We start from the raw sequence: 21,344 nt of genomic DNA on the forward strand, positions 1-21,344 counted from the left end.
AGGCCGCGGCTCCCCCGCGATCCCGCGCGGACAGACCCGCAGGCGGACCGGAAGGCCCGTTCGCACCACGTCCGTCGGCGCCCCTCGATGTCCGTGGGCGCCCCTCGGCGTCGCCGGAGCAGCCCGCGCCCCTGACGCCCTCCTTCTCCGACCGGCCCGCACCCCGCGGCAGATCACCGGTCGCGCACGGCGTTGTCAGTGGCCCCCGCTAAGTTCGTTCGTGTCGCCCCGCTCCGGTGCGACGACCCCCCCTTGTGCTGCGCCGAGTCGGCGTGTGCAGCCGCATGCCGCAAAGGAGATGGTGTGTTCTCGGACCGGGAGAACTGGGAGAGGGCGAGCACGGCCCGGGTGGTGCCCCCCGCGCGGCCGCGCAAACTCGCCAAGGTCCCCTTCGTCGAACTGGCCGACGGACGCCTGCAGGGCGTCGTCTCCAGCGGCTCGGACATCGAGCGGGTGTACGTCTCGTCGGTCGCCGCCGGCACCCATGCCTTCGCGTGCAGCACCAACAACAACCGCCCCTGCGGCGGCGCGCGCGGCTCGTTCTGCAACCATATCCGCGCACTGATCACCGAGGCCGTGCTGCAGTACGGCGCCGACCGCGTCGCCCGCTACCTGCGCGTGGAGACCGCCGGCCCCGAGGCCGACGCCGGCGCCCTCACCGCCGCGATGACCGGCGCCCGCCCGCCCCAGGCGGACGGCAAGGCGGCGGCCGCGCCCGTCTTCAGCCGGTTCCTGCGGCACCTGGCCTATCTCGAGCTCGCCCCCGTCACCGTGCCGCTGCCGGAGCTGCAGTGGTTCCCGCCGACCCGGATGGAGAGCGTCCCGGCAGCGAACGGGCACGAGCCCGAGACCCGGCAGCAGGCCCCGAGCGGTGCAGGGGCCGAATCCGCCGGGGGACTCGGCGAGGCGCTTTCGGCGGTCGACGCGTTCGACCACGCCCTCGCCGCCGGTCTGCTGCGCCCCCGCCCCGACCGGGTCGGCGGACTCGGCGACCTGGCCCGCGCGGTCTCCGGAAGTCCGCTGGCCGCCCGGGTGGAGGAGGCGGCGGAGAAGGCCGCGGCGGGCTCCGCAGGCGAGGACCATCTCGTCGCCCTCGCCGCCGCCCGCACCGCCCTGCTCGGCTCCGTGCACGACGCCCTCGTCGTGAGCACCGACGAACTGAGCGGCCGTCTTCGCGAGGAGCCGGCCCCCGCGGCCGCCGGCCCGCGCACGGCGGTGAACCTGCTGGCGGCGGCCCGCGCCTGGCTCGCGGACCTCGCCCGCACCGGCTGGCTGGGCATCGACCACGAGCTGGCCGGCGGAGCCGCCCCGATCGTCTCCGCCATGCTGCCGGAACCGGGCCTGCGCCGGCTGGCCACCCTGCTCGACGGATTCGCCGCCGAACTCGCCGCCTCCTGCCCCGGCGCGGCCCTGGAACGAGTCCCGGAGCGCCGATGGGCCGACCTGTGGGCCCGCGCCCTGCTGCTCACCGTTCCCGGCGCGGCCGACGCCCCCGTGGTCGGCGCCGCCACCGGCCGGCTGCTGCCGCTCGGCGTCGACCTCCACGAACACGCAACCGCCGCACAGGCCCAGGTCCACGCGGTCTTCGAACCGGCCGACGGCGGTACGCCGCGGCTGGTCCGCGCGAGCGTCAGCGCGCCGAAACCGGACACGGTCGTCGCGGCCGGCGTCTGGCAACTGCTGCGGCCGCACCTCTCGCTGCTCGCCGCCCTCGGCGAGGGCCGGTCGATGGAACTCGACGCCATGCCCCTCACCGAGGAGGGCGACCTCCTCTGGGACGACGCCCGGGCCCGCCCCGGCGACCCCGCCGACGCCCTCGCCACCGCACGGGTCGTCCTGCCGGCCGCCGCCGCGCCGCCCACCGCGCCCCTGAACCGCCATCCCGCGCGCATCGCCGAGCCGGTCTTCCTGGAGGGCTACGACCGGCGGCAGGAGGGCGACGTCCTCACCTTCACCGTCGCCGGCCGCGATCTCCCCGTCGACACCGACCGCATCCCGGCCGCCGGACCGCTCACGCCCGAGGCCGTGGCCGGCTCCCGCGCCTGTGTGGGCCTGCTGCGCTGGGACGACGGGGGCCTGCGTCTCCAGCCGCTCGCCGTGGAGACCACCGTGCGCAGGAAGGCCGTCGCCCTGCACGCGGGCGCGTGGGCCGGCGGCACCACGGACAAGGCCGGCGCCCGGGCCGAGAAGGCCGCCACCGACGCCGTGACGGTCCTGCGCGAACGGGCGGGAAGGCTGCTGCGGAAATGAGCGACGACATGCTGCACACGGATCCCGAGGCTCCCACGGTCCCCGCCGTATCCGCCGGCCCTGCCGTCCCCGACGACAACCGCCGGCAGGTTCTCTACTGGCGGCTGCTGGCCCGGCTCTTCGATTCCGAGGAGCAGATCGCCCTGGAGTCGGCGAGTCTCGCCGTCGTCGAGGACATCGGCCTGCCGCCCGCCCTGCTGGACCCGCAGACCTCCGTGGACTCCCTCGTGCAGCGCCACCCGGAGCTCGCGGCGGAATTCGACGGGTTGATGGTTCCAGAAGCCGAATCCGAAGCCGAAACGGAAGCCGGAGCCTCCGGTGACGACGGCCGTGACCGTGCCGACGAGGTGCGGCGGGCCGCGCTCGTGTCCAAAGTGCTGCTGAACGTCTTCGCGACGGGCACCGGAGCCGTCAGCGCCGAGCAGCTGTCCCGGTGGCAGAGTGACGCAGGCTGGCTGGAGCGGGCCCTCGGATGCCGCCCGGGCGAGCTGCGCGGCGGCCGGGGTCCGGCCGCCGGCGCGGGCGGCCTCGTCCCCGGGATCGGCCAGGAACTGGCCGGCGTGGAAGCCGACCTGGTGCAGCGCATGCACCTGCGCGAAGTGCTCGCCGACCCCGCACTGGCCGCACGGCTCACCCCGAGCATGTCGCTCATCGAGCAACTGCTCCGCGACAAGAACAACCTCTCCGGCGTCGCCCTGGCCAACGCCAAGGCGCTCATCCGCCGCTTCGTCGACGAGGTCGCCGACGTGCTGCGCACCCAGGTGGAGAAGGCCACCGCGGGCCCGATCGACCGCTCGGTGCCGCCCAAGCGCGTGTACCGCAACCTCGACCTCGACCGGACCGTCTGGAAGAACCTCACCAACTACAGCCCCGAAGAGGAGCGCCTCTACGTCGACCGCCTCTACTACCGGCACACCGCCCGCAGAACGACGCCGCAACGGCTCATCGTGGTCGTGGACCAGTCGGGCTCGATGCTCGACTCCATGGTCAACTGCACCATCCTGGCGTCGATCTTCGCCGGACTGCCCAAGGTCGACGTGCACCTGATCGCGTACGACACCCGGGCGCTCGACCTCACTCCCTGGGTCCGTGAGCCGTTCGAGGTGCTGCTGCGCACCAAGCTCGGCGGCGGGAACGACGGGCCGGTCGCCATGGCCATGGCCCGTCCGAAGATCGCCGAGCCCAAGAACACCGTCATGGCGTGGATCTCGGACTTCTACGAGTTCGGCCGCTCCCAGCCCCTGTTCGAGGCCATCGAGGAAGTCCACCGCTCCGGCGTCAGGTTCATCCCCGTCGGCTCGGTCACCAGCTTCGGCCGGCAAGAGGTCAACCCCTGGTTCCGGGAGCGGTTCAAGGCGCTCGGCACACCCGTGATCTCGGGCCACATCGACAAGCTCGTCCACGAGCTCAAGACGTTCCTCACCTGACCCGCACCCCTCCTTCCGAAAGGCCCCCCGATGACCGACCTGCTGCGCGCCCCCGCCGAACTCAAGTACGCCGAGGAACTCGACTGGCTGGAGTCGATCGACGACAACCCCAAGCCGTTCTCCTGGCGGCTCTCGCCGAAGATGGTCCGGCTGTTCGTCCTCGGCTCCGAGCGCGCCGACGGCCTCGACCGGGAGATCGCCCCGAAGTGGTTCGGCGACCGCAGCTTCGTCGAGCGCTCCATCGTCACCCTCGCCTCCGACCGCGGCCTGCTGCTCATCGGCGACCCCGGCACCGGCAAGAGCTGGCTGGCCGAACTGCTGTCGGCCGCCATCTCCCGCAACTCCACCCTGGTCGTGCAGGGCACCGCCGGCACCACCGAGGACCACATCAAGTACTCGTGGAACGTCTCCATGGTCATCGCCAAGGGCCAGTCGAGGGAGTCGATGATCCCCTCGCCGATCATGACCGCCATGGAGACCGGCGCGATCGGCCGCTTCGAGGAGCTCACCCGCTCCACCAGCGACGTCCAGGACGCGCTGATCTCGATCCTCTCCGAGAAGTACATCTCCGTCCCGGAACTGGGCAGCGACCGGGACAGCGACAACATCGTGTTCGCCAAGCCCGGCTTCTCCGTCATCGCCACCGCCAACAGCCGCGACCGGGGCGTCAACGACCTCTCCTCGGCGCTCAAGCGCCGCTTCAACTTCGTCCGCATCCCCGTCGTCACCAACAAGAAGAGCGAGGCGGAGATCGTCCGCTTCCGCACCGAGGAACTGCTGCGCCGCCACCGCATCGAGCTGGACGTCCCGCCGACCCTGCTCGACGTGCTGCTGCAGAGCTTCGCCGACCTGCGGGCCTCCTCGGCGGCGGCCGGCAGCGACGACGAGAAGCTGGAGTCCGCCCTGTCCACCGCCGAACAGATCGGCGTCCTCGAGGACGCCGTCCTGCACAGCGACTTCTTCGGCGAGCGCGCCCTCACCGCCCGCGCCCTCGCCTCCTCCCTCGTCGGTTCGCTGGCCCGGCGCGCACCCGAGGACCTCGCCATCCTCAACAAGTACCTGCACGGCGTCGTCGAACCGCGCAGCAAGGAAGAGGGCGGCTGCTGGCCGGAGTTCCTCGAGGGCGGCCGCGACGCCATCGCGACCCTGTCATGAGCGGCGCCTTCGACGCGCTGCGCGGTCAACTGCACGACGCCGCAACGGCGTTCGCCGACGGACCCGGAGCCCTGGAGGGCATCCTGCGGGGCATCGTCGACGATGTCGAGCGAGCCGTGCGCGAGCCGCTGGAGATCTTCCCCGTCTGCCACCACTCGCCGGCGTCGGCGATCGCCATGGCGCGCCGGCTGCGCGAGAAGCAGCCGAAGGTCGTCTACCTCGAGCTGTGCGAGGACATGGCGCCGCTCCTCACCGAGCTGCGCAACTGCCGACTGCCGGTGGCGGTACAGTCGTTCGCCACCGAGATCGAGGGCTTCCCCGCCGACTGGTCGCCGCTGTCGGTGGTCGCGCCGGTCACCGAGGCCTCGGCCGAGTACCAGGCCATCGCCTACGCGCTCGACACGCCGGGCGTCGAACTGGTCCTCGTCGACCGTTCCTCGGACCACGTCTTCCAGTGGGAGACGGACCCCGGTGCCGACCCCCTGGCCGAGGGCGGCGCCGAGGTGCCCGAGGCGCAGGAGCAGGCGGCCCTGCACGGCGACGCCGTCGGCGTGGAGATCGGCGACCTGCGCCCGCGGTTCGCCGAACTGGAGCAGCACCTGCTGCGTCACGGCCGGGTGCGGCACTGGTCGGAGTGGTGGCACCAGTACGTGGAGCTGCCCCTCGGCGACAGCGACCACGACACCTACCGTCAGGTGATGCTGCTCATCGGCAGCCTCTTCCGGCGCCTCGCCCCCGGCGACCCCGGGAAGGTGCGGGTCGACGAGGACCGCGAACGGTACATGTGGACGAGGATGCGCGAGCACCTGGCGGCCACCGGCGCCGATCCCGCCGACTGCCTCTACGTCTGCGGCGCGTTCCACGCGGCCAGCCGCGTCGCGGAGTTCGGCGTGCACGGCAGCGACGGCTTCGTCATCAGCCCGCCGAGCGGCACCCGGTGGCGGCACGGCCTCATCCCCTCCAGCCACGCGGCGATAGAGGCGCAGTTCGGACTCGCGGCGGGATCGGTGTCCATCGCGGCGGCGGAATGGGCGAAGAATGTCCGGCGCACCGGCGTCCGCCCGTACCGCCTCGACGGCCAGGCGGGCACGAAGAAGACCACGAAGCCGAGGAAGGCCCTGCCCGCAGCCCCGGCGCCCGCGGCCCCGCCCGCCGACCGGCTCACCGGCTTCCTCCGGCGCCCGCCCGCCCTCGACGCCCTCGACGAGGCCGAACTGCTCGGCTGGTCGGTGGAGATCGTGCGGGCCGCCCGCCGCAACGGTTATCTGGCCTCCACCGCCGACGCCATCGCCGTCTTCGAGACGTCCATCCTGCTCGCCGGCATGCGCGACCGCGCCAAGCCCACCCCGTACGACTTCCAGGACGCGGCGGTCACCTGCATCGAGAAGGACGCCGTGCCGGGCCGGCGGGACGTGGGCCGGCTCGTCGAGATCATGATGGGCGGCGACCGCCTCGGCCAGGTCGGCTACGACGCGCTGCCGCCGCTCGCCCGTGACGTGCACGACCGCCTCGCCCCGCTGAACCTCAGGCTCCAGCAGCGCGGCGTGCAGCGGGCCCTGCTGGACATCGCCTCCCAGCCCGAACTGGCGCACTGCTCCGACCTGCTGTGGATGCTGCGCCGGCTGCTGCCGCAGGGCGCCGCCCGGCCGATCATGGGCGAACGGCGGCTCGGCGAGCGTTCCCTGCAGGAGTCCTGGGACCTGGCGCTGGGCACCCATCAGCGCGCCCTCATCGAACTCGGCTACGAGGGCGTCAGCATCGAGCAGGTCCTCGAACAGCGGCTGCGCCGCGCCGCGTACGACCCCCAGGCCACCGCGGCCCAGGTCCTCGAGGCCGTCGAGGACGCCACGCTCCTCCTGCGCAGCCGCCGCCTGGCCGACGAGCTGGGCGCCCGCGCACTGGAGGTGCTGGCCCACGAACGCTCGGTGGACGGGGCGCCGGAGGTGCTGCGCAGGGTCCGCCGGCTGCTGGCGTACTACCGCACCGCCGAGCCGGTCCTGCCGCCCTGGATCGAGTCCTTCGTCAAGACGGGTTACGCGCACTACTGCACGCTGCTGCCGACGTCGTTCACCGACGAGGACGCGACCGTCCGTCAGGTCGCCGCCATGCTGGGCTTCCTGTTCTCCATGGAGAGCCTCGCGCTGTCCCTCGGCTGCGACCGCGCCCAGCTGGAGCTCGCCCTCGCCCAGTCCCACCCGACGGAGCCCGCGCGCACCGCACTGCTGTGGGCGGCACAGACCCACCTGGGCACACTGTCGAGGCCGCTCCTGCGGGCGCGCTGCGACGAGCTGCTCGGCAATCCGCTGGTGGTCCCCGCCTACCCCCGCTACCTCAGCGGGTTCGTGCACGCGCTGGAACCGGTGCCGGGCCTGGCCGACTTCGTCGTGGAGGCCGTGTCGAACGCGTTCGCCCGCCTCCCCGACCGGGTGCTGCTGCCGTGGCTGCCGACGCTGATCACCACCTTGCGCGCCGGCGGCGCCGAGCTGGCGCCGCTGCTGATCCGCGAGGCCGGTCGCGTCTTCCCCGCCCGGCTGCCGGAGCTGGACGCCTGGGTGCCGCCGTGGCGGCTGCCGCAGCAGCCGCCGGGCGTGGGTCCGCGGGCCGGCGGGGGAGCCGGACGCGGCGGCGTGCCGCTCCTGGCCGCCCACCCGGCGACCTGCGACGCCCTGGCGGACCTGCTGGGCTGCGACGGGGAGTGGGAGACCGAAGGGTCCGCCCCGTCCGGAGCGGTCCTCCTCGGCCGCCACCCGGCCACCGCCGCCGCGCTGGAGGCGCTGCTGTCCGTCAGCTGAGCGGCAGCGACGACGTCACCAGGCGGCGTATCGCCGAGGTGGTCAACGCCGGGTTGGCGGCGGCGTGGTGGACCAGCTCCTCGTCCTCGAGGAGCTGCGTCAGCCGCGGCCCGGGCAGGTTCGGGTGGCGGGCGACGGCGGCCCGCACGGCGGGGTCGGGGTCCCGGGTCAGCCGCTCCACGGTGTGCGCGGGGGTCTGCGGGTCGCGGGCGGCCAGGCGGCGCACGGCCGGGTCGGCGTCGGCGGCGTGCACGGCGAGACCCTCGCTCGGGAAGCCGGGCCGCGTCAGAAGGTGCGCGCGTTCGCTGCCGGTGTACTCGAGGAAGCAGCGCAGCAGCAGGTCGGCCGGGGGATGCGGGTGGTTCTGGGCCAGCAGCACCCGGACGCCGAGGTCGTCGTCCCCGGCCAGCCGGGCCACCAGGTCCGGCGGCAGTGCACGTTCCTTCGCGGCTTCCCGTCGCAGCAGCGGGTGGGCGGAGAGCGCGTCCCGGCGGACGGCTCCGGCGTCCCGCGGCGTCGCGGAGCAGTGGTGGGGGCCGAAGTCGCCGTGCAGGGGAACCTGGTAGTCGATGGCCGACCGTTCCGTCTCGCTCCAGGCCGGGTGGACGGAGACGGACAGGCGTACACAGGGGTCGGAGTCCGCGGCGAGGGCGGCGCGCTCGGCGGCGTCGAGGTCCGGGTGCCGGGCGACGGTCCGGCGGACCGCGGCGTCGCGGTCCCCGACGAGGGCGCGGCGTTCGGCGGGCTGGAGGTCCCGTCGGGACGCGATCTCCCGCCGGACCTCTGGATCGGGGTCGCCGGACAGAAGGGCCACGACGTCGGGCGGGAGACCGGGATTCGCTGCGATCATCGAGCGGTCGTCGGGGCCGGCCGGGTCGGTGAGGACACGGTCCACCACGGCTCTGCTGAGCGGTTGGTGGAGCAGGGCATGGGTACGGCCGTGGCAGGAGTGCGGGGGCAGGACGCTCTCCACCCACTCCGGGTCCTCCGCCTGCACCCTGCGCTCGGCGCTCTCCCGGACCTCGTCGTCGGGGTCGGCCAGCAGGGCGGCCCGGGTGGCGGCGGGGAGGGTGTCCCAGGCGCCGGTTCCCCAGACGCGGACCTTCGCCACCGGGTGTGTGGGCATCGCCTCGATCAGGCCGGCGGATATCTGCCGGTAGAAGGAGCCGCCGAGGAGCTCGGTCTCGTAACAGGTGATCATGTGGACGACGGCGTCGTCGGGCAGCGGCGGGCCGACGGGACCGGTCGGCTGCGGTCCGTCGGCGAGGTGGCCGCGGACGATCCAGTCCGGGTCCGTCACCAGCCGTGCCCGGGTGCGCGGGCCGACATGGGGGTTGCGGGCGAGGAAGCTGCGCGTGTAGGCGTCGGGATGCTCGACGACGGCGTCCACGACGGCGTCGGGCAGGAACCGGTCCCGGCACAGCACCATCCGCACGGCGAGCGGCGCGTCCGCCAGCAGCCGCAGCAGCACGTCGAGGGGTGTGGACGGGTTGAGCGCGAGTCCGGCCAGCCGCCGGGTCGGCAGGTCGGCCTCGGACCAGATCCTGTCGGGCGTGCGCATGTGGGGGTCCCCCTGCATAGGCATGGGCCCCCTGCGGTGGCAGGGGGCCCATGACCCTAACCGTCCGGCACGAGCGCGTGCCAGGCCGGTCCTTCTAGCGGTGCCGCAGCCCGACCGTGATGACGCCGGCGACCCTCGTCATGATGCCGGTGTCGTGGACGACCTTGCCGTCGGACGCCTTCCAGATCCTGATGTGGAAGGTGTCCGGGCCGTCCGTGGCGGTGACGCGGAAGCGGTAGCCGCTCTTGCCGTTGACCGTGCCGGAGCCCTCCAGGACGGCCCGGTTGCCGGTCACGACGAGCCAGTCGAGGTGAGCGGACCGGAACTTCGTGAGAGGCGACCGCAGGTCGAGGGTGACGACGCCGGCCGGGGCCGTGGCTCCCGGCAGGTAGCCGGCCGACAGGGAGAACTTCGGCTTGCCGCGGGACGCGGACAGGCCCGCGCCCATCACCGGACCGGCGGCCCGGTTGTACACGACCAGTTCGGGCAGGGTCGTGGTGGCCTTGCCGCCGTCGTCGTCGGTGACGGTGACCACCGGGCGGCGCAGACCGGCCGAGGTGTAGGTGTGCTCGGCCCGGCAGCCGGACGCCGTGACGGCGCCCTTCGCCGGCGTGCTGCCGTCCTTCCAGTCGATCACGCAGGTGTGCGTGTCACGGGCGCCCGCGTCGGCGAACTTGACGGTGACGACCGCCGGCCGGCCGACCGACACCGGGGACTTGGGTCCGGTGGCGGAGGTGATCGTGGGAGCCGCGTTCACCACGGTGACCTGGGTCTTGTCGGTGCTGCGCCCGGCGGTCAGGGTGAGGGTGAACGTGCCGTCGTCGGTGCAGGTGACCGTCGTGCGGGTGGCCGTCGGTTCGGCGACCGTGCAGGGCGCGCCCGACTCGACCGTCCACTTCGGGCTGCCCGCCCCGGAGAGCGTGCCGTTCAGGGCGATCTTGCTGCCCTCCACGCCCTTGGCGTTCGGACCGGCGTGCACGACGCCCACCGGGTCGATGCTCGTGAGCGTGGGCACGACCTTCTTGATCAGTCCGTCGGCGTCGAACTCCAGCTTGTCGACGGTGGTCTCACGGTGCATGCCGTCGCCGCCGGGGATCGCGAACCGGTGGTAGGCGATGTACCAGTCGTCGGTGCCGGGCACGTTCACGACCGAGTGGTGACCGGTGCCGAGGATGCCCTGTGCGGCGTCCTTCTCCAGGATCACGCCCTGCTTGGTCCAGGGGCCGGTGGGCGAGTCTCCGGTGGCGTAGGCGACCCGGTAGTTCTCGTCCCGGGTGTCGTTCTCCGACCACATGAAGTAGTAGACGCCCTTGCGCTTGATGACGAACGCGCCCTCGTTGTAGCCGCTCGGGGTGATGTCCTTGACCTTCGCGGTGTCGATCGAGGTCATGTCGTCGTTCAGCGGGACCACGTAGCCGTGGCCGTTGCCGAAGTAGAGGTACGACTGGCCGTCGTCGTCGGTGAAGGCCGCCGGGTCGATCATCTGGCCGGGGAACTGGCCCGCCTTCAGCAGGGGCTTGCCGAGAGCGTCCTTGAAGGGCCCGGTGGGGGAGTCGGAGACGGCGACGCCGATGTTGGCGTCGGCGCAGAAGTAGAAGTAGTACTTACCGTTCTTCTCGGCGATGGTGGGAGCCCAGGCCCTGCTGTCCGCCCAGCTCACGTCGGGACCGAGGTCCAGGATGACGCCGTGGTCCGTCCAGTGCACCAGGTCGGTGGAGGAGTACGCCTTGAACTGCGTGCCGCTCCAGCCCTCGAAGCCGTCGGTGGTCGGGTAGATGTAGAAGGTGTCGCCGAAGCGGACGATGTTCGGGTCGGCGTTCAGCCCCGGCAGGACCGGGCTCTTCATGATGAGCGCGGACACCGTCCAGGTGCGCTTCTTGCCGTCGGAGCCGGTCACCTCGTACGTCAGCGGCTTGCTGAAGTCGCGCAGGGTGCCGGAGGCCGGGCTGATGCCCGCGCCGTGCGCCAGGGTGAACTGCGGCGCCAGGGCGGTGACGTCGCTGCCCTCGGTCAGCGGCAGGACGATCGTGCTGTTCTTGTCGTTGATCAGCGCGTCCACCTTGAGCGCCGGGTGGGTCGCCGCGGCGATGCCGGTGGTGTTGCCGGCGAGCTCCAGGACCTCGGCGGGCGTCAGGGCCCGGTTGTAGATCCGGAAGTCGTCGACCTCGCCCGCGAAGTACGGGTCCGGGGAGTACAGGGACTTGCCGATGTAGCCCGAGGCGTCCTTCGCCGCGTCGTACAGATCGGACGGCTTGACGGTGACGCCGTTCACGCGGGCGACTTCGGCGCCGTCCACGTAGAGGACCGCCGTCTGGGTCGCTCCGTCGAGAGTGACGGTGAGGTGCTTCCACTCACCCGGGGTGAGCTGAGCGCCGCCGATCATCTGCTTCTCGCCGGACCAGGTGGCCTTGGTGATGGCGGAGAACAGCTTGCCGCCGCCGTTGGAGGGGGTGGCGAAGAGGTACTTGTTGCTGTCGGGGCCGAGCCCGAACAGCCACTGGAAGTTGTCGCCGCCCTTCCACTTGACGTAGGTGGAGACGGTGACGCTGTCCACGCCCTTCAGCACGCCGCCCGGGATCTTCACATAAGGCGAGTCGGAGGTGCTGGAGCCGCCGGACATCTTGAACGAGCCGCCGTCGACGCCGGTCCCGAAGGCGGGCGTACGGACGTAGGTGCCGTGGAAGCCGTGGCCGCTGGAGTCACGGACGATGTTGCCGCCGCTCTCGTCGAAGCCGTAGTGCAGGAGCAGGTCGGCCGGGACGTCGGGGCCCTCGGCGGAGACCGTGACGTCGGCGTGGACCTCGATCGCCGCGTCGCCCGGCAGGTCGCCCTTCACCTTGAAGGAGCCGGCCTGCGCGTACTGCGACGCGTCGACGTCCTCCCAGGTGACGGTGACGGGCCGCTTCGCGCCGTCGGCGTACTCGGCGATCACGGTGGCCGGCAGCACGGGCGCCTCGCCGATCCGCGTCTTCACCGAGACGTCCTCGACGCCGGTGACGATCTGGTCCGGCTGGTAGGCGCGCAGCAGCCGGTCGTACTCGGCCTGGGTGACCGGCAGGACGGTTCCGTGACGCGGCTTCGACGGCAGGTCGTAGCCGGTGGACGGGGTCCAGTCGCCCTTGGCGAGGTCCTTCGTCTCGAACGGGATGTAGCCGCGGCCGCCGAACTCGTCGAGGAAGGCGTACCACTTCTCCTCGGTGTTGGACTTGAACACCAGCGGCCCCTCGGCCGCGTTCATCGCGCCCTTGCCGATGCCCTCGGCGACCGCGGTCCAGGAGAGGTTCAGCAGCGAGTCGCTCTTCTCCTCGAAGACGAACTTGCTGTTGGGCGTGGAGGAGCTGTTGTTGCGCTCGTCCTTCGACAGGCGGAAGTACGTGCCGTCGTGCTGGATGACCGTGGAGTCGATGACCGAGTAGCCGCGGTCGATCCAGACCTTGGGCTCGCTGAACGTGTAGAAGTCGCGGGTGGTGGCGTACATCATCCGGTTGTAGGTGTCGCCGGAGTGCGAGGGGTTGTCGTACAGCTTCGACGCCCAGAACACCACGTACTGGCCGAGCTTCGCGTCGTAGTACGCCTCGGGCGCCCAGGTGTTGCCGGCGCTGTCCGGGGAGACCTTCACCAGGCGCTGGTCCGTCCAGTGGACCAGGTCGGTGGACTCCCACACCATGATGGACTTGCTGCCGCTGCGCTGCGAGCGGTCCCAGTCGCCGTTGCCGTAGATCCTGAGGTCGGTGGCGATCTGGTAGAACTTGTCGCCCTCGGGGGAGCGGATGATGAACGGGTCGCGCAGACCCTTCTCACCGAGCGTGGAGGTCAGGACGGGCTTGCCGTCGTTGAGCTCCCGCCACTTCAGCGGGTCGTTGCCCTTGCTGAGAGCCGCGTAGAGCTGCTCGCCGTCCGCGGTGCCCTCGCCGGTGAAGTAGCTGAACATGTAGCCCTTGAGGGCTTCCTTCACGGGGAGCTCGGGGACCTTCGCGGTGAACGTGCGGGTCGTCTTCGCGTCGCCCTTGGCGACGGTCGCCGTCAGGTCGGCCGTGGTGGCGCCGGCGCCGTGCGCGGGACGGTGCACCACGCCGTCGGACGAGACGACGTCCTCGCTCGCGGAGGACCAGGTCACGGAGGTGCCGTAGGCGCCCGTCGCGGGGAGGGCGAGATTGCCGCGCACGTCGTCCAGGTTGTGGACGACGAGGGCCTTGGCGGCCTGCTCGGTCGCGGCCTTGTCGTCGAGGGCCGGCAGGACCGTGACGTCGAAGGTCCGGGTGGCGGAGACGGATCCCTTCTTCAGGGTCGCGGTGAGCGTGGCGTGGCCGTCGGGTTCGCCCGCGGCCGGCCGGGTCACCTTGCCCGCGTCGGACACCACATCGGTGTGGTCGCTGGACCAGGTGATGGTGGAGCCGCCGGCGGGGCCGGTGTTCGGCAGGGTCAGGTCGGCCGTGACGGCGCTCGTGTCCCCAAGGGTCAGGGCGGCCTTGTCGTCCGCGACGCCCTGGGTGGCGACGGGCAGCGCGAGCGTCGAGACCTCGCCGGCGTCCAGGGCGCGGTTGTACACGCGGAAGTCGCGCATCTGGCCCTTGAACAGCCGGTCGCCCGAGTAGACGGACTTGCCGATGGCGTTCGCGGTGGTCGTGCCCGAACCGATCGCGCCGGGAGTGATCGTCACCGACGTGTTGCGGGCGACCTCGACGCCGTCCTCGTACAGCACGCCCGTGGTGCCGGTCTGGGTGTAGGTGAGGTGCTTCCACACGGCGCGGGTCAGGTTGTGGGAGTCGGCCGGCTTGGTGTTCTGCTCGGTCGACCAGTTGCCGGTGGCGATCGAGGTGCGCAGGGAGTTGCCCGTGGCGAACAGGTAACCGTTGCCGTTGCCCCCGCTGGTGTTGCCGAAGCCGTAGAGGAAGTAGGGGGTGGCCTGGGTCGCGTCCATCTTCACGTCCATCGCGACGCTGATCGACGTCATGCCCTTCAGCACGTCGTTCGGCACCTTGACGAAGGTGTCCGAGCCGTTGAAGGAGAGGCCCTGGCCGGCCGGGGACCAACTGGCGGTCCCGTTGACCGTGCCGTTCAGTCCGTGGCCGGAGGCGTCGGCGACGGTGGTGCCGGAGGCTCCGTCGAACTTGTACCAGAGGGCCAGGCCCTCGGTGACGTCGGCGGTCTCCGTGGCCTGGACCGGGGTCGTGGCCACGGCCAGGCCGGCGATCAGGGACACGGCGGTCAGTGCTGCCAGTCGTCCTGCCCCCCGTCCTGCCCGACTCCGGAGTCGATGTCTGTGCGCCATGGAGGGGACCGCCGTTTCAACCGTGTGACGTGATGTTGCAGGAGTGTCAAACGGTGTGCATGGCCGCGTCAAGGCTTTCCGAACCATGTCCGACAGGTCGAACAGTTGGAGTCGTGTCCAGCAGCTCGTGCCCGGTGCCGAGTTGAGCGTTTCGCCGCCCGGTGAGCGATCGTCACCGGTGCGAGGTGGGTGAACCGTGCGGGCGGCCGCGAAGGCCGCGCCTGGTGAGCCGGCCCGGCAGTCCGCCGGGACAAACACGGTCCAATCGAGCGACACCTGCGGTGAGTGGCCCGACTCACATGGCCAACAAGGTCACCCACCGACACGATGGGTCCCGTCACCGTCAGGCTGAAGGGGTCCAGGATGTTCCGCAAGGTGCTGGTCGCCAACCGCGGCGAGATCGCGATCCGTGCATTCCGCGCCGGCTACGAGCTGGGCGCGCGCACGGTCGCCGTCTTCCCGCACGAGGACCGCAACTCGCTGCACCGGCTGAAAGCCGACGAGGCGTACGAGATCGGCGAACCGGGACACCCGGTGCGCGCCTATCTCTCCGTGGAGGAGATCGTCGGCGCCGCGCGCCGGGCGGGCGCCGACGCCGTCTACCCCGGCTACGGGTTCCTCTCGGAGAACCCCGATCTCGCCCGCGCCTGCGAGGAGGCGGGCATCACCTTCGTGGGACCCGACGCCCGCACCCTCGAGCTGACCGGCAACAAAGCGAGCGCGGTGGCCGCGGCGCGCGCCGCGGGCGTACCCGTGCTCGGCTCGTCCGCGCCCTCCAACGACGTCGACGAACTCGTCCGGGCCGCCGAGGAGATCGGCTTCCCGGTGTTCGTGAAGGCCGTAGCCGGCGGCGGCGGACGCGGCATGCGCCGGGTGGAGGACCCGGCCGTTCTGCGCGAGTCCATCGAGGCGGCCTCCCGCGAGGCCGCCTCCGCGTTCGGCGACCCCACCGTCTTCCTCGAGAAGGCCGTCGTCGACCCCCGCCACATCGAGGTGCAGATCCTCGCCGACGGCGAGGGCAACGTCATCCACCTCTTCGAGCGCGACTGCTCCCTCCAGCGCCGCCACCAGAAGGTCATCGAGATGGCCCCCGCGCCGAACCTCGCCCCGGAGCTGCGCGACCGCATCTGCGCCGACGCCGTCCGCTTCGCCCGGCAGATCGGCTACCGCAACGCCGGCACCGTCGAGTTCCTCCTCGACCCCGCCGGCAACCACGTCTTCATCGAGATGAACCCCCGCATCCAGGTCGAGCACACGGTGACCGAGGAGGTCACCGACGTCGACCTCGTCCAGGCCCAGCTGCGCATCGCGGCCGGCGAGACCCTCGCCGACCTCGGCCTGTCGCAGGAGACCGTCACCCTGCGCGGCGCGGCCCTGCAGTGCCGCATCACCACCGAGGACCCCGCCAACGGCTTCCGGCCCGACACCGGCCGCATCAGCGCCTACCGCTCCCCGGGCGGCTCCGGCATCCGCCTCGACGGCGGCACCACCCACGCGGGCACCGAGATCAGCGCCCACTTCGACTCCATGCTGGTCAAACTCACCTGCCGGGGACGGGACTTCCCGACCGCGATCGGACGCGCGCGGCGCGCCGTCGCCGAGTTCCGCATCCGCGGCGTCGCCACCAACATCCCGTTCCTGCAGGCCGTGCTGGACGACGCCGACTTCCAGGCCGGACGGGTCACCACGTCCTTCATCGAACAGCGCCCGCACCTGCTCACCGCGCGCCACTCGGCCGACCGCGGCACCAAGCTGCTCACCTACCTCGCCGACGTCACCGTCAACAAGCCGCACGGCGAACGGCCCGACCTGATCGACCCGGTCGCCAAGCTGCCGGCGACGCCCGAGGGCGAGCCGCCCGCGGGCTCCCGCCAGCGGCTGGTCCACCTCGGCCCCGAGGGCTTCGCCCGCTGGCTGCGCGAGTCGCCCACCATCGGCGTCACCGACACCACCTTCCGCGACGCCCATCAGTCCCTGCTGGCCACCCGCGTGCGCACCAAGGACCTCCTCGCCTCCGCCCCGCTGGTCGCCCACACCCTGCCGAACCTGCTCTCCCTGGAGTGCTGGGGCGGCGCCACCTACGACGTCGCGCTGCGCTTCCTCGCCGAGGACCCCTGGGAGCGGCTGGCGGCCCTGCGCGAGGCCGTCCCGAACATCTGCCTGCAGATGCTGCTGCGCGGCCGCAACACCGTCGGCTACACCCCGTACCCGACGGAGGTCACCGACGCCTTCGTGCAGGAGGCCGCCGCCACCGGCATCGACGTCTTCCGCATCTTCGACGCCCTCAACGACGTCGGCCAGATGCGGCCCGCCATCGACGCCGTACGAGAGACGGGCACGGCCGTCGCCGAGGTCGCCCTGTGCTACACTTCCGACCTGTCCGACCCGAACGAGCGCCTCTACACCCTCGACTACTACCTGCGCCTGGCCGAGCAGATCGTCGAGGCCGGCGCCCACGTCCTGGCCGTCAAGGACATGGCCGGCCTGCTGCGCGCCCCGGCCGCCGCCACGCTCGTCTCCGCGCTGCGCCGCGAGTTCGACCTGCCGGTGCACCTGCACACCCACGACACCGCGGGCGGCCAGCTCGCCACCTACCTGGCCGCGATCCAGGCCGGCGCGGACGCCGTCGACGGCGCCGTCGCCTCCATGGCCGGCACCACCTCCCAGCCCTCGCTGTCGGCGATCGTCGCCGCGACCGACCACTCCGAGCGGCCCACCGGCCTCGACCTCCAGGCCGTCGGCGACCTCGAGCCGTACTGGGAGGGCGTCCGCAGGATCTACGCGCCCTTCGAGGCCGGCCTCGCCTCCCCGACGGGGCGCGTCTACCACCACGAGATCCCCGGCGGTCAGCTCTCCAACCTGCGCACCCAGGCCGTCGCGCTCGGCCTCGGCGACCGCTTCGAGGACATCGAGGCGATGTACGCCGCCGCCGACCGCATCCTCGGCCACCTGGTCAAGGTCACCCCCTCGTCCAAGGTGGTCGGCGACCTCGCCCTGCACCTCGTCGGCGCCGGCGTCTCACCGCAGGACTTCGAGGCCACGCCCGACCGGTACGACATCCCCGACTCCGTCATCGGATTCCTGCGGGGAGAGCTCGGCACACCGCCCGGCGGCTGGCCCGAGCCGTTCCGCAGCAAGGCCCTGCAGGGCCGCGGCGAGGCCAAGCCGGTCCAGGAGCTGAGCGCCGAGGACCGCGAGGGCCTGGACAAGACCCGCCGCGCCACCCTCAACCGGCTGCTCTTCCCCGGCCCGACGCGTGACTTCGAGACCCACCGGCAGGCCTACGGCGACACCAGCGTCCTCGACAGCAAGGACTTCTTCTACGGTCTGCGCCAGGCCAAGGAGTACGCGGTCGACCTCGAGCCGGGCGTGCGTCTGCTGATCGAGCTGCAGGCCGTCGGCGAGGCCGACGAACGCGGCATGCGCACCGTCATGTCCACCCTGAACGGCCAGCTGCGGCCCATCCAGGTCCGCGACAAGGCCGCGGCCTCCGACATCCCCGTGACCGAGAAGGCGGACCGCAGCGATCCCGGGCACGTCGCGGCCCCGTTCGCGGGCGTGGTCACCCTGGCGGTCGCCGAGGGCGACGAGGTGGCGGCCGGCGCGACCGTCGCGACCATCGAGGCGATGAAGATGGAGGCCACGATCACCGCGCCGAAGGCGGGCCGGGTGAGCAGGCTCGCCATCAACCGCATCCAGCAGGTGGAGGGCGGCGACCTGCTCGTCGTCGTCGGCTGACGGGTCGGTCGCCGGCGCTCACCCGCCGGCGACCGGGTACCGCCCCGCGGCCCCCGGCCGCGGGGCGTCGCGGTCACCGCAGGACGACCTCCCAGGTGTCCACGGCGTAGTGCAGCGTCATGCCGTGGCGGGCGTACAGCGCGGGCGCGCCGGTCGTGTTGGCGGTGTCCACGCCCAGCCCGACGGTGTCCCGCCCCCGGGCGGCGAAGGCGGCGAAGGCGTGCCGCAGCAGCAGCCCGGCGAGACCGCGCCCCCGGGCCTCGCGCAGCACGCCGACGGCCGGTATCCAGCCCATGGCCTCACGGTCGTCGCGGGCCATCAGGAAACCGCAGTCGCCCGCGTCGTCGGTGGCGGCGATCCACACGAGGGACCAGTCGAGCCCGGCGGCGTCCACGTCGTGCAGCCACTGCTCGTAGCGCCGCGGCTGGAAGTCGAAGTGCTCGGCGAACGCGGCCTGGAACAGCTCGTGGACGCGCCGCCGGTCCGCCTCGGCGGCACAGGGCCGCAGCCGCACACCGGCGGGCGGCAGCGGCGGCCGGTCGGCGGCCCCGTCCAGTCCCCGGCGCAGCACATGATGCCGCCGCACCACGGACCAGCCCCGCTCCCGCAGCAGCGAGACGTCCGTGGTGGGCCGCGCGTTCAGGTTCAGATGCACCACGGCCCGCTCCGCGCCGTTCTCCCGGGCCTTCTCCAGCGCCCGCGCCTCCATCGCGGCCAGGACGAGCAGCCCCGCCTGCTGCCGGTCGGGCGACACGTAGTGGTCGATGTCGACCCGCTCGCCGCCCGACTCGTCCCACAACAGCCCGTAGACCACCGGCCGGTCCCCGTCGAAGGCGAGCCAGGAGTCCCGCCGCAGATCGACGTCGGGATGCGTCATGTCCGCCTCGACGGAGTGCACGTCCGTCTCGGGGCGGCCGATCTCGACGAGGTCGATCTCGTTGAGGAGCCCGGCGACGGCCGGAGCGTCGGCGAGGGAGGCGGGGCGCAGAAGGGAGAACATGCCACCCAGGGTCCAGGGGACCGGTCCGGGGCCGCAAACGATTTCACATGGCGCGCGATGCGGTCATGAGCCCTGTATGCGCCCCCGGGTCTCTGGGCAGAATCCGTTCTGCCATTGATCACGCCGGGGCCGGCGCGCGGTCGCCCCACGAACTCCACGGGAAGGCGGGTCGGTTGTCGTGCAGTTGCGTCTTCCCTCCTCCATATCCGAAGCACAGCGGTGTCTCGCCGAGGGCGCGGTGCCGGTCGGCGGGGCCACGCTCGTGTGGGCGGGCTGGCAGCGGGACGGCTTTCCCGAGCAGGCCGTGTCGCTGCGCCGGCTGCCGGAGGCAAACGCGTTCGGACCCGAGGAACTCGGCGGGGCCGTCCTGCTGCACCGCGTCGACGCGACCGTGCCCGAGGTGCTGCACCGGGCGGCCGCCGGAGTGGGCACCGGCGCCGTGCGCCGGGCGGCCACGGTGGGCGGCAACATCGTCGGCAGCACCCTGCGCTGTCTGCTCCCCGCCGCCCTCGTGCTCGACGCCCGGGCCACGGTGCTGACCGCCGACGGCGTCTACGAGACCGACCTGACCGAACTGTCGGCCAAGCGCCCTGTGCTGCTCGCCCTGCGCTGGCGCACACCGCTGGTCAGCGGATACCGCAAGCTGGAGGGCGAGGCGGGCGGCGCGCCGCCCCTCGTCGTCGCCGTCGCGCTGCACGCCGGGGACGACGGCCGCGCCGTCCTGCGCGTGGCCGTCCGCGACGGTTACGACGTGCTCGGCGCGAGCACCCCGTACGAGCCCGGCACCGGCGCAGAGGAGGCGCTGCGCGACCTGGAGGGCACGGAGCTCGGCGAGTTGCCGCCCGGCGCCCGGGACGCCGTGCGGGGCCAGGTCGGCGAGGTCCTGGCCCGCGCCGCCGGCTGAGGCGCTCCGGGGGCGCGCAGAGCCGTCGGCCGCGCCACAGGCGCCCCCGCCCGGCGCGCGCCACTGTCGGTGTCGCGCGCCCCTGCCGCCCGAGTGCGGCCCCGCGGTCGTGGAGCCCGGCCGTCGTGGAGCCCGGCCGTCGTGGGGAGGCGGCGGGCGGTCCGCGTGCCGGTCCGGCACGGGCTCCGGCCCCCGAACCCGCCCCCGGGACAGGCGATGTCAGTGGCTGTTGGTAGAACTGCGGGCACATCGCAGTTCGCACACCATTTCCCCCCGGGAGCAGCCGTATGACCATCGGTGAACACCTCGAGGCGCTCCACGGGCTGCCCGCCTACACGTTCCCCGGCGCCGGGCACAAGCCGCGCCCGGTCGAACCGGACGCCGTGGCCTGGCGCGTCGGCGCCGACGTCTACGACTCCGGCGAGAAGTGGACGGACGCGTTCGCCCGCTTCTGCGCCGCGGTCGACACCACCCGCGTGAAGGCGCTGATCGTCGGAGCGTGGGAGGAGGCCTACGAGGAGGACCCCGGCGCCGTCGTCGAGGCGCTGACCGCCGCCCGGGACCGGTTCCCGGCCCTGCGCGCGCTGTTCCTCGGCGACATGGTGATGGAGGAGTGCGAGATCTCCTGGATCAACCAGACCGACGTCACCCCGCTCCTGACGGCGTTCCCCGCGCTGGAGGAGCTCGGGGTGCGCGGCGGGTCCGGGCTGCGCTTCCCCGCCGTGCGCCACGGCGCGCTGCGCCGGCTGGTGATCGAGACGGGCGGACTGCCCGCCGAGGTCGTGCGCGGAGTGGCCGGCAGCGACCTGCCCGCGCTGGAGCACCTGGACCTGTGGCTGGGCACGCCCGAATACGGCGGCGACAGCGAGGCGGCCGACCTCGAGCCGATCCTGTCCGGCGCCCGGCTGCCCCTCCTGCGCCACCTGGCCCTGCGCAACAGCGAGATACAGGACGCGGTGGCCGTCGCGGTCGCGGCGGCCCCGGTGGTGGCCCGGCTGGAGGTGCTGGACCTCTCCATGGGAGTGCTGACGGACGAGGGCGCCGCCGCCCTGCTCGGCGGACAGCCGCTCACCCATCTCAGGAAGCTGGACCTGCACCACCACTACCTCGGCGAGCAGCTCCAGGAGCGCGTCCGGCAGACCCTCGGGGCCGCGGGCGTCGAGGTGGACCTCGACCGCGGCGACGCCGAGGAGGACGCGGACGACGACGGCACGGTGTGGCGATACGTCGCCGTGGGGGAGTGAG

General features: G+C 72.5%; 10 protein-coding genes and 1 pseudogene. 8 read left to right on the top strand and 3 right to left on the bottom strand.

Features of this window, described 5'->3' with window-relative positions; all coding sequences use genetic code 11:
* Positions 1–348 precede the first annotated feature (348 nt).
* The 5 genes and pseudogenes from ACH4ZA_RS11780 to ACH4ZA_RS11800 form a co-directional block, all read left to right on the top strand.
* Positions 349–810: pseudogene (locus ACH4ZA_RS11780) on the top strand (hypothetical protein); the annotation flags it as partial.
* On the top strand, positions 811–2,250 hold the full coding sequence (locus tag ACH4ZA_RS11785) for a hypothetical protein (RefSeq protein WP_398429287.1): 1,440 nt from the start codon (positions 811–813) through the stop codon (positions 2,248–2,250). It abuts the pseudogene before it with no gap.
* Positions 2,251–2,258: 8 nt separating this feature from the next.
* On the top strand, positions 2,259–3,677 hold the full coding sequence (locus ACH4ZA_RS11790; RefSeq protein ID WP_398429289.1) for a VWA domain-containing protein: 1,419 nt from the start codon (positions 2,259–2,261) through the stop codon (positions 3,675–3,677).
* 30 nt (positions 3,678–3,707) lie between these two features.
* Positions 3,708–4,832 carry an AAA family ATPase gene (locus ACH4ZA_RS11795; protein WP_398429102.1) on the top strand — a complete coding sequence of 375 codons (1,125 nt, stop codon included), beginning with the start codon at positions 3,708–3,710 and terminating at the stop codon, positions 4,830–4,832.
* Positions 4,829–7,624 (top strand): hypothetical protein, encoded by a 2,796-nt coding sequence (locus ACH4ZA_RS11800; RefSeq protein WP_398429103.1) that lies wholly within the window; start codon positions 4,829–4,831, stop codon positions 7,622–7,624. Before ACH4ZA_RS11795 ends, ACH4ZA_RS11800 begins: the two co-directional genes overlap by 4 nt.
* Here ACH4ZA_RS11800 and ACH4ZA_RS11805 read toward each other — a convergent pair.
* Positions 7,617–9,185 carry a hypothetical protein gene (locus tag ACH4ZA_RS11805; RefSeq protein WP_398429104.1) on the bottom strand — a complete coding sequence of 523 codons (1,569 nt, stop codon included), beginning with the start codon at positions 9,183–9,185 and terminating at the stop codon, positions 7,617–7,619. The two genes, ACH4ZA_RS11800 and ACH4ZA_RS11805, sit on opposite strands and share 8 nt — an antisense overlap.
* A 94-nt stretch (positions 9,186–9,279) precedes the next feature.
* On the bottom strand, positions 9,280–14,457 hold the full coding sequence (locus ACH4ZA_RS11810; protein ID WP_398429105.1) for a family 43 glycosylhydrolase: 5,178 nt from the start codon (positions 14,455–14,457) through the stop codon (positions 9,280–9,282).
* Positions 14,458–14,820: 363 nt separating this feature from the next.
* Between ACH4ZA_RS11810 and ACH4ZA_RS11815 the strand changes: the two genes are divergently transcribed.
* Positions 14,821–18,195 (top strand): pyruvate carboxylase, encoded by a 3,375-nt coding sequence (locus ACH4ZA_RS11815; RefSeq protein ID WP_398429106.1) that lies wholly within the window; start codon positions 14,821–14,823, stop codon positions 18,193–18,195.
* A 73-nt stretch (positions 18,196–18,268) separates the two neighbouring features.
* On the opposite strand, the gene ACH4ZA_RS11820 is transcribed toward ACH4ZA_RS11815, so the two are convergent.
* Positions 18,269–19,195, bottom strand: a complete 927-nt coding sequence (locus ACH4ZA_RS11820) for a GNAT family N-acetyltransferase (protein ID WP_398429107.1) — start codon at positions 19,193–19,195, stop codon at positions 18,269–18,271.
* A gap of 178 nt (positions 19,196–19,373) precedes the next feature.
* Between ACH4ZA_RS11820 and ACH4ZA_RS11825 the strand changes: the two genes are divergently transcribed.
* Complete coding sequence (locus tag ACH4ZA_RS11825) at positions 19,374–20,099, top strand: FAD binding domain-containing protein (RefSeq protein ID WP_398429108.1); 726 nt, start codon at positions 19,374–19,376, stop codon at positions 20,097–20,099.
* A gap of 287 nt (positions 20,100–20,386) precedes the next feature.
* Positions 20,387–21,343, top strand: a complete 957-nt coding sequence (locus tag ACH4ZA_RS11830) for an STM4015 family protein (protein WP_398429110.1) — start codon at positions 20,387–20,389, stop codon at positions 21,341–21,343.
* Position 21,344 lies beyond the last annotated feature (1 nt).

The organism is Streptomyces sp. NPDC020597, assembly GCF_044335095.1.
GTDB lineage: Bacteria > Actinomycetota > Actinomycetes > Streptomycetales > Streptomycetaceae > Streptomyces.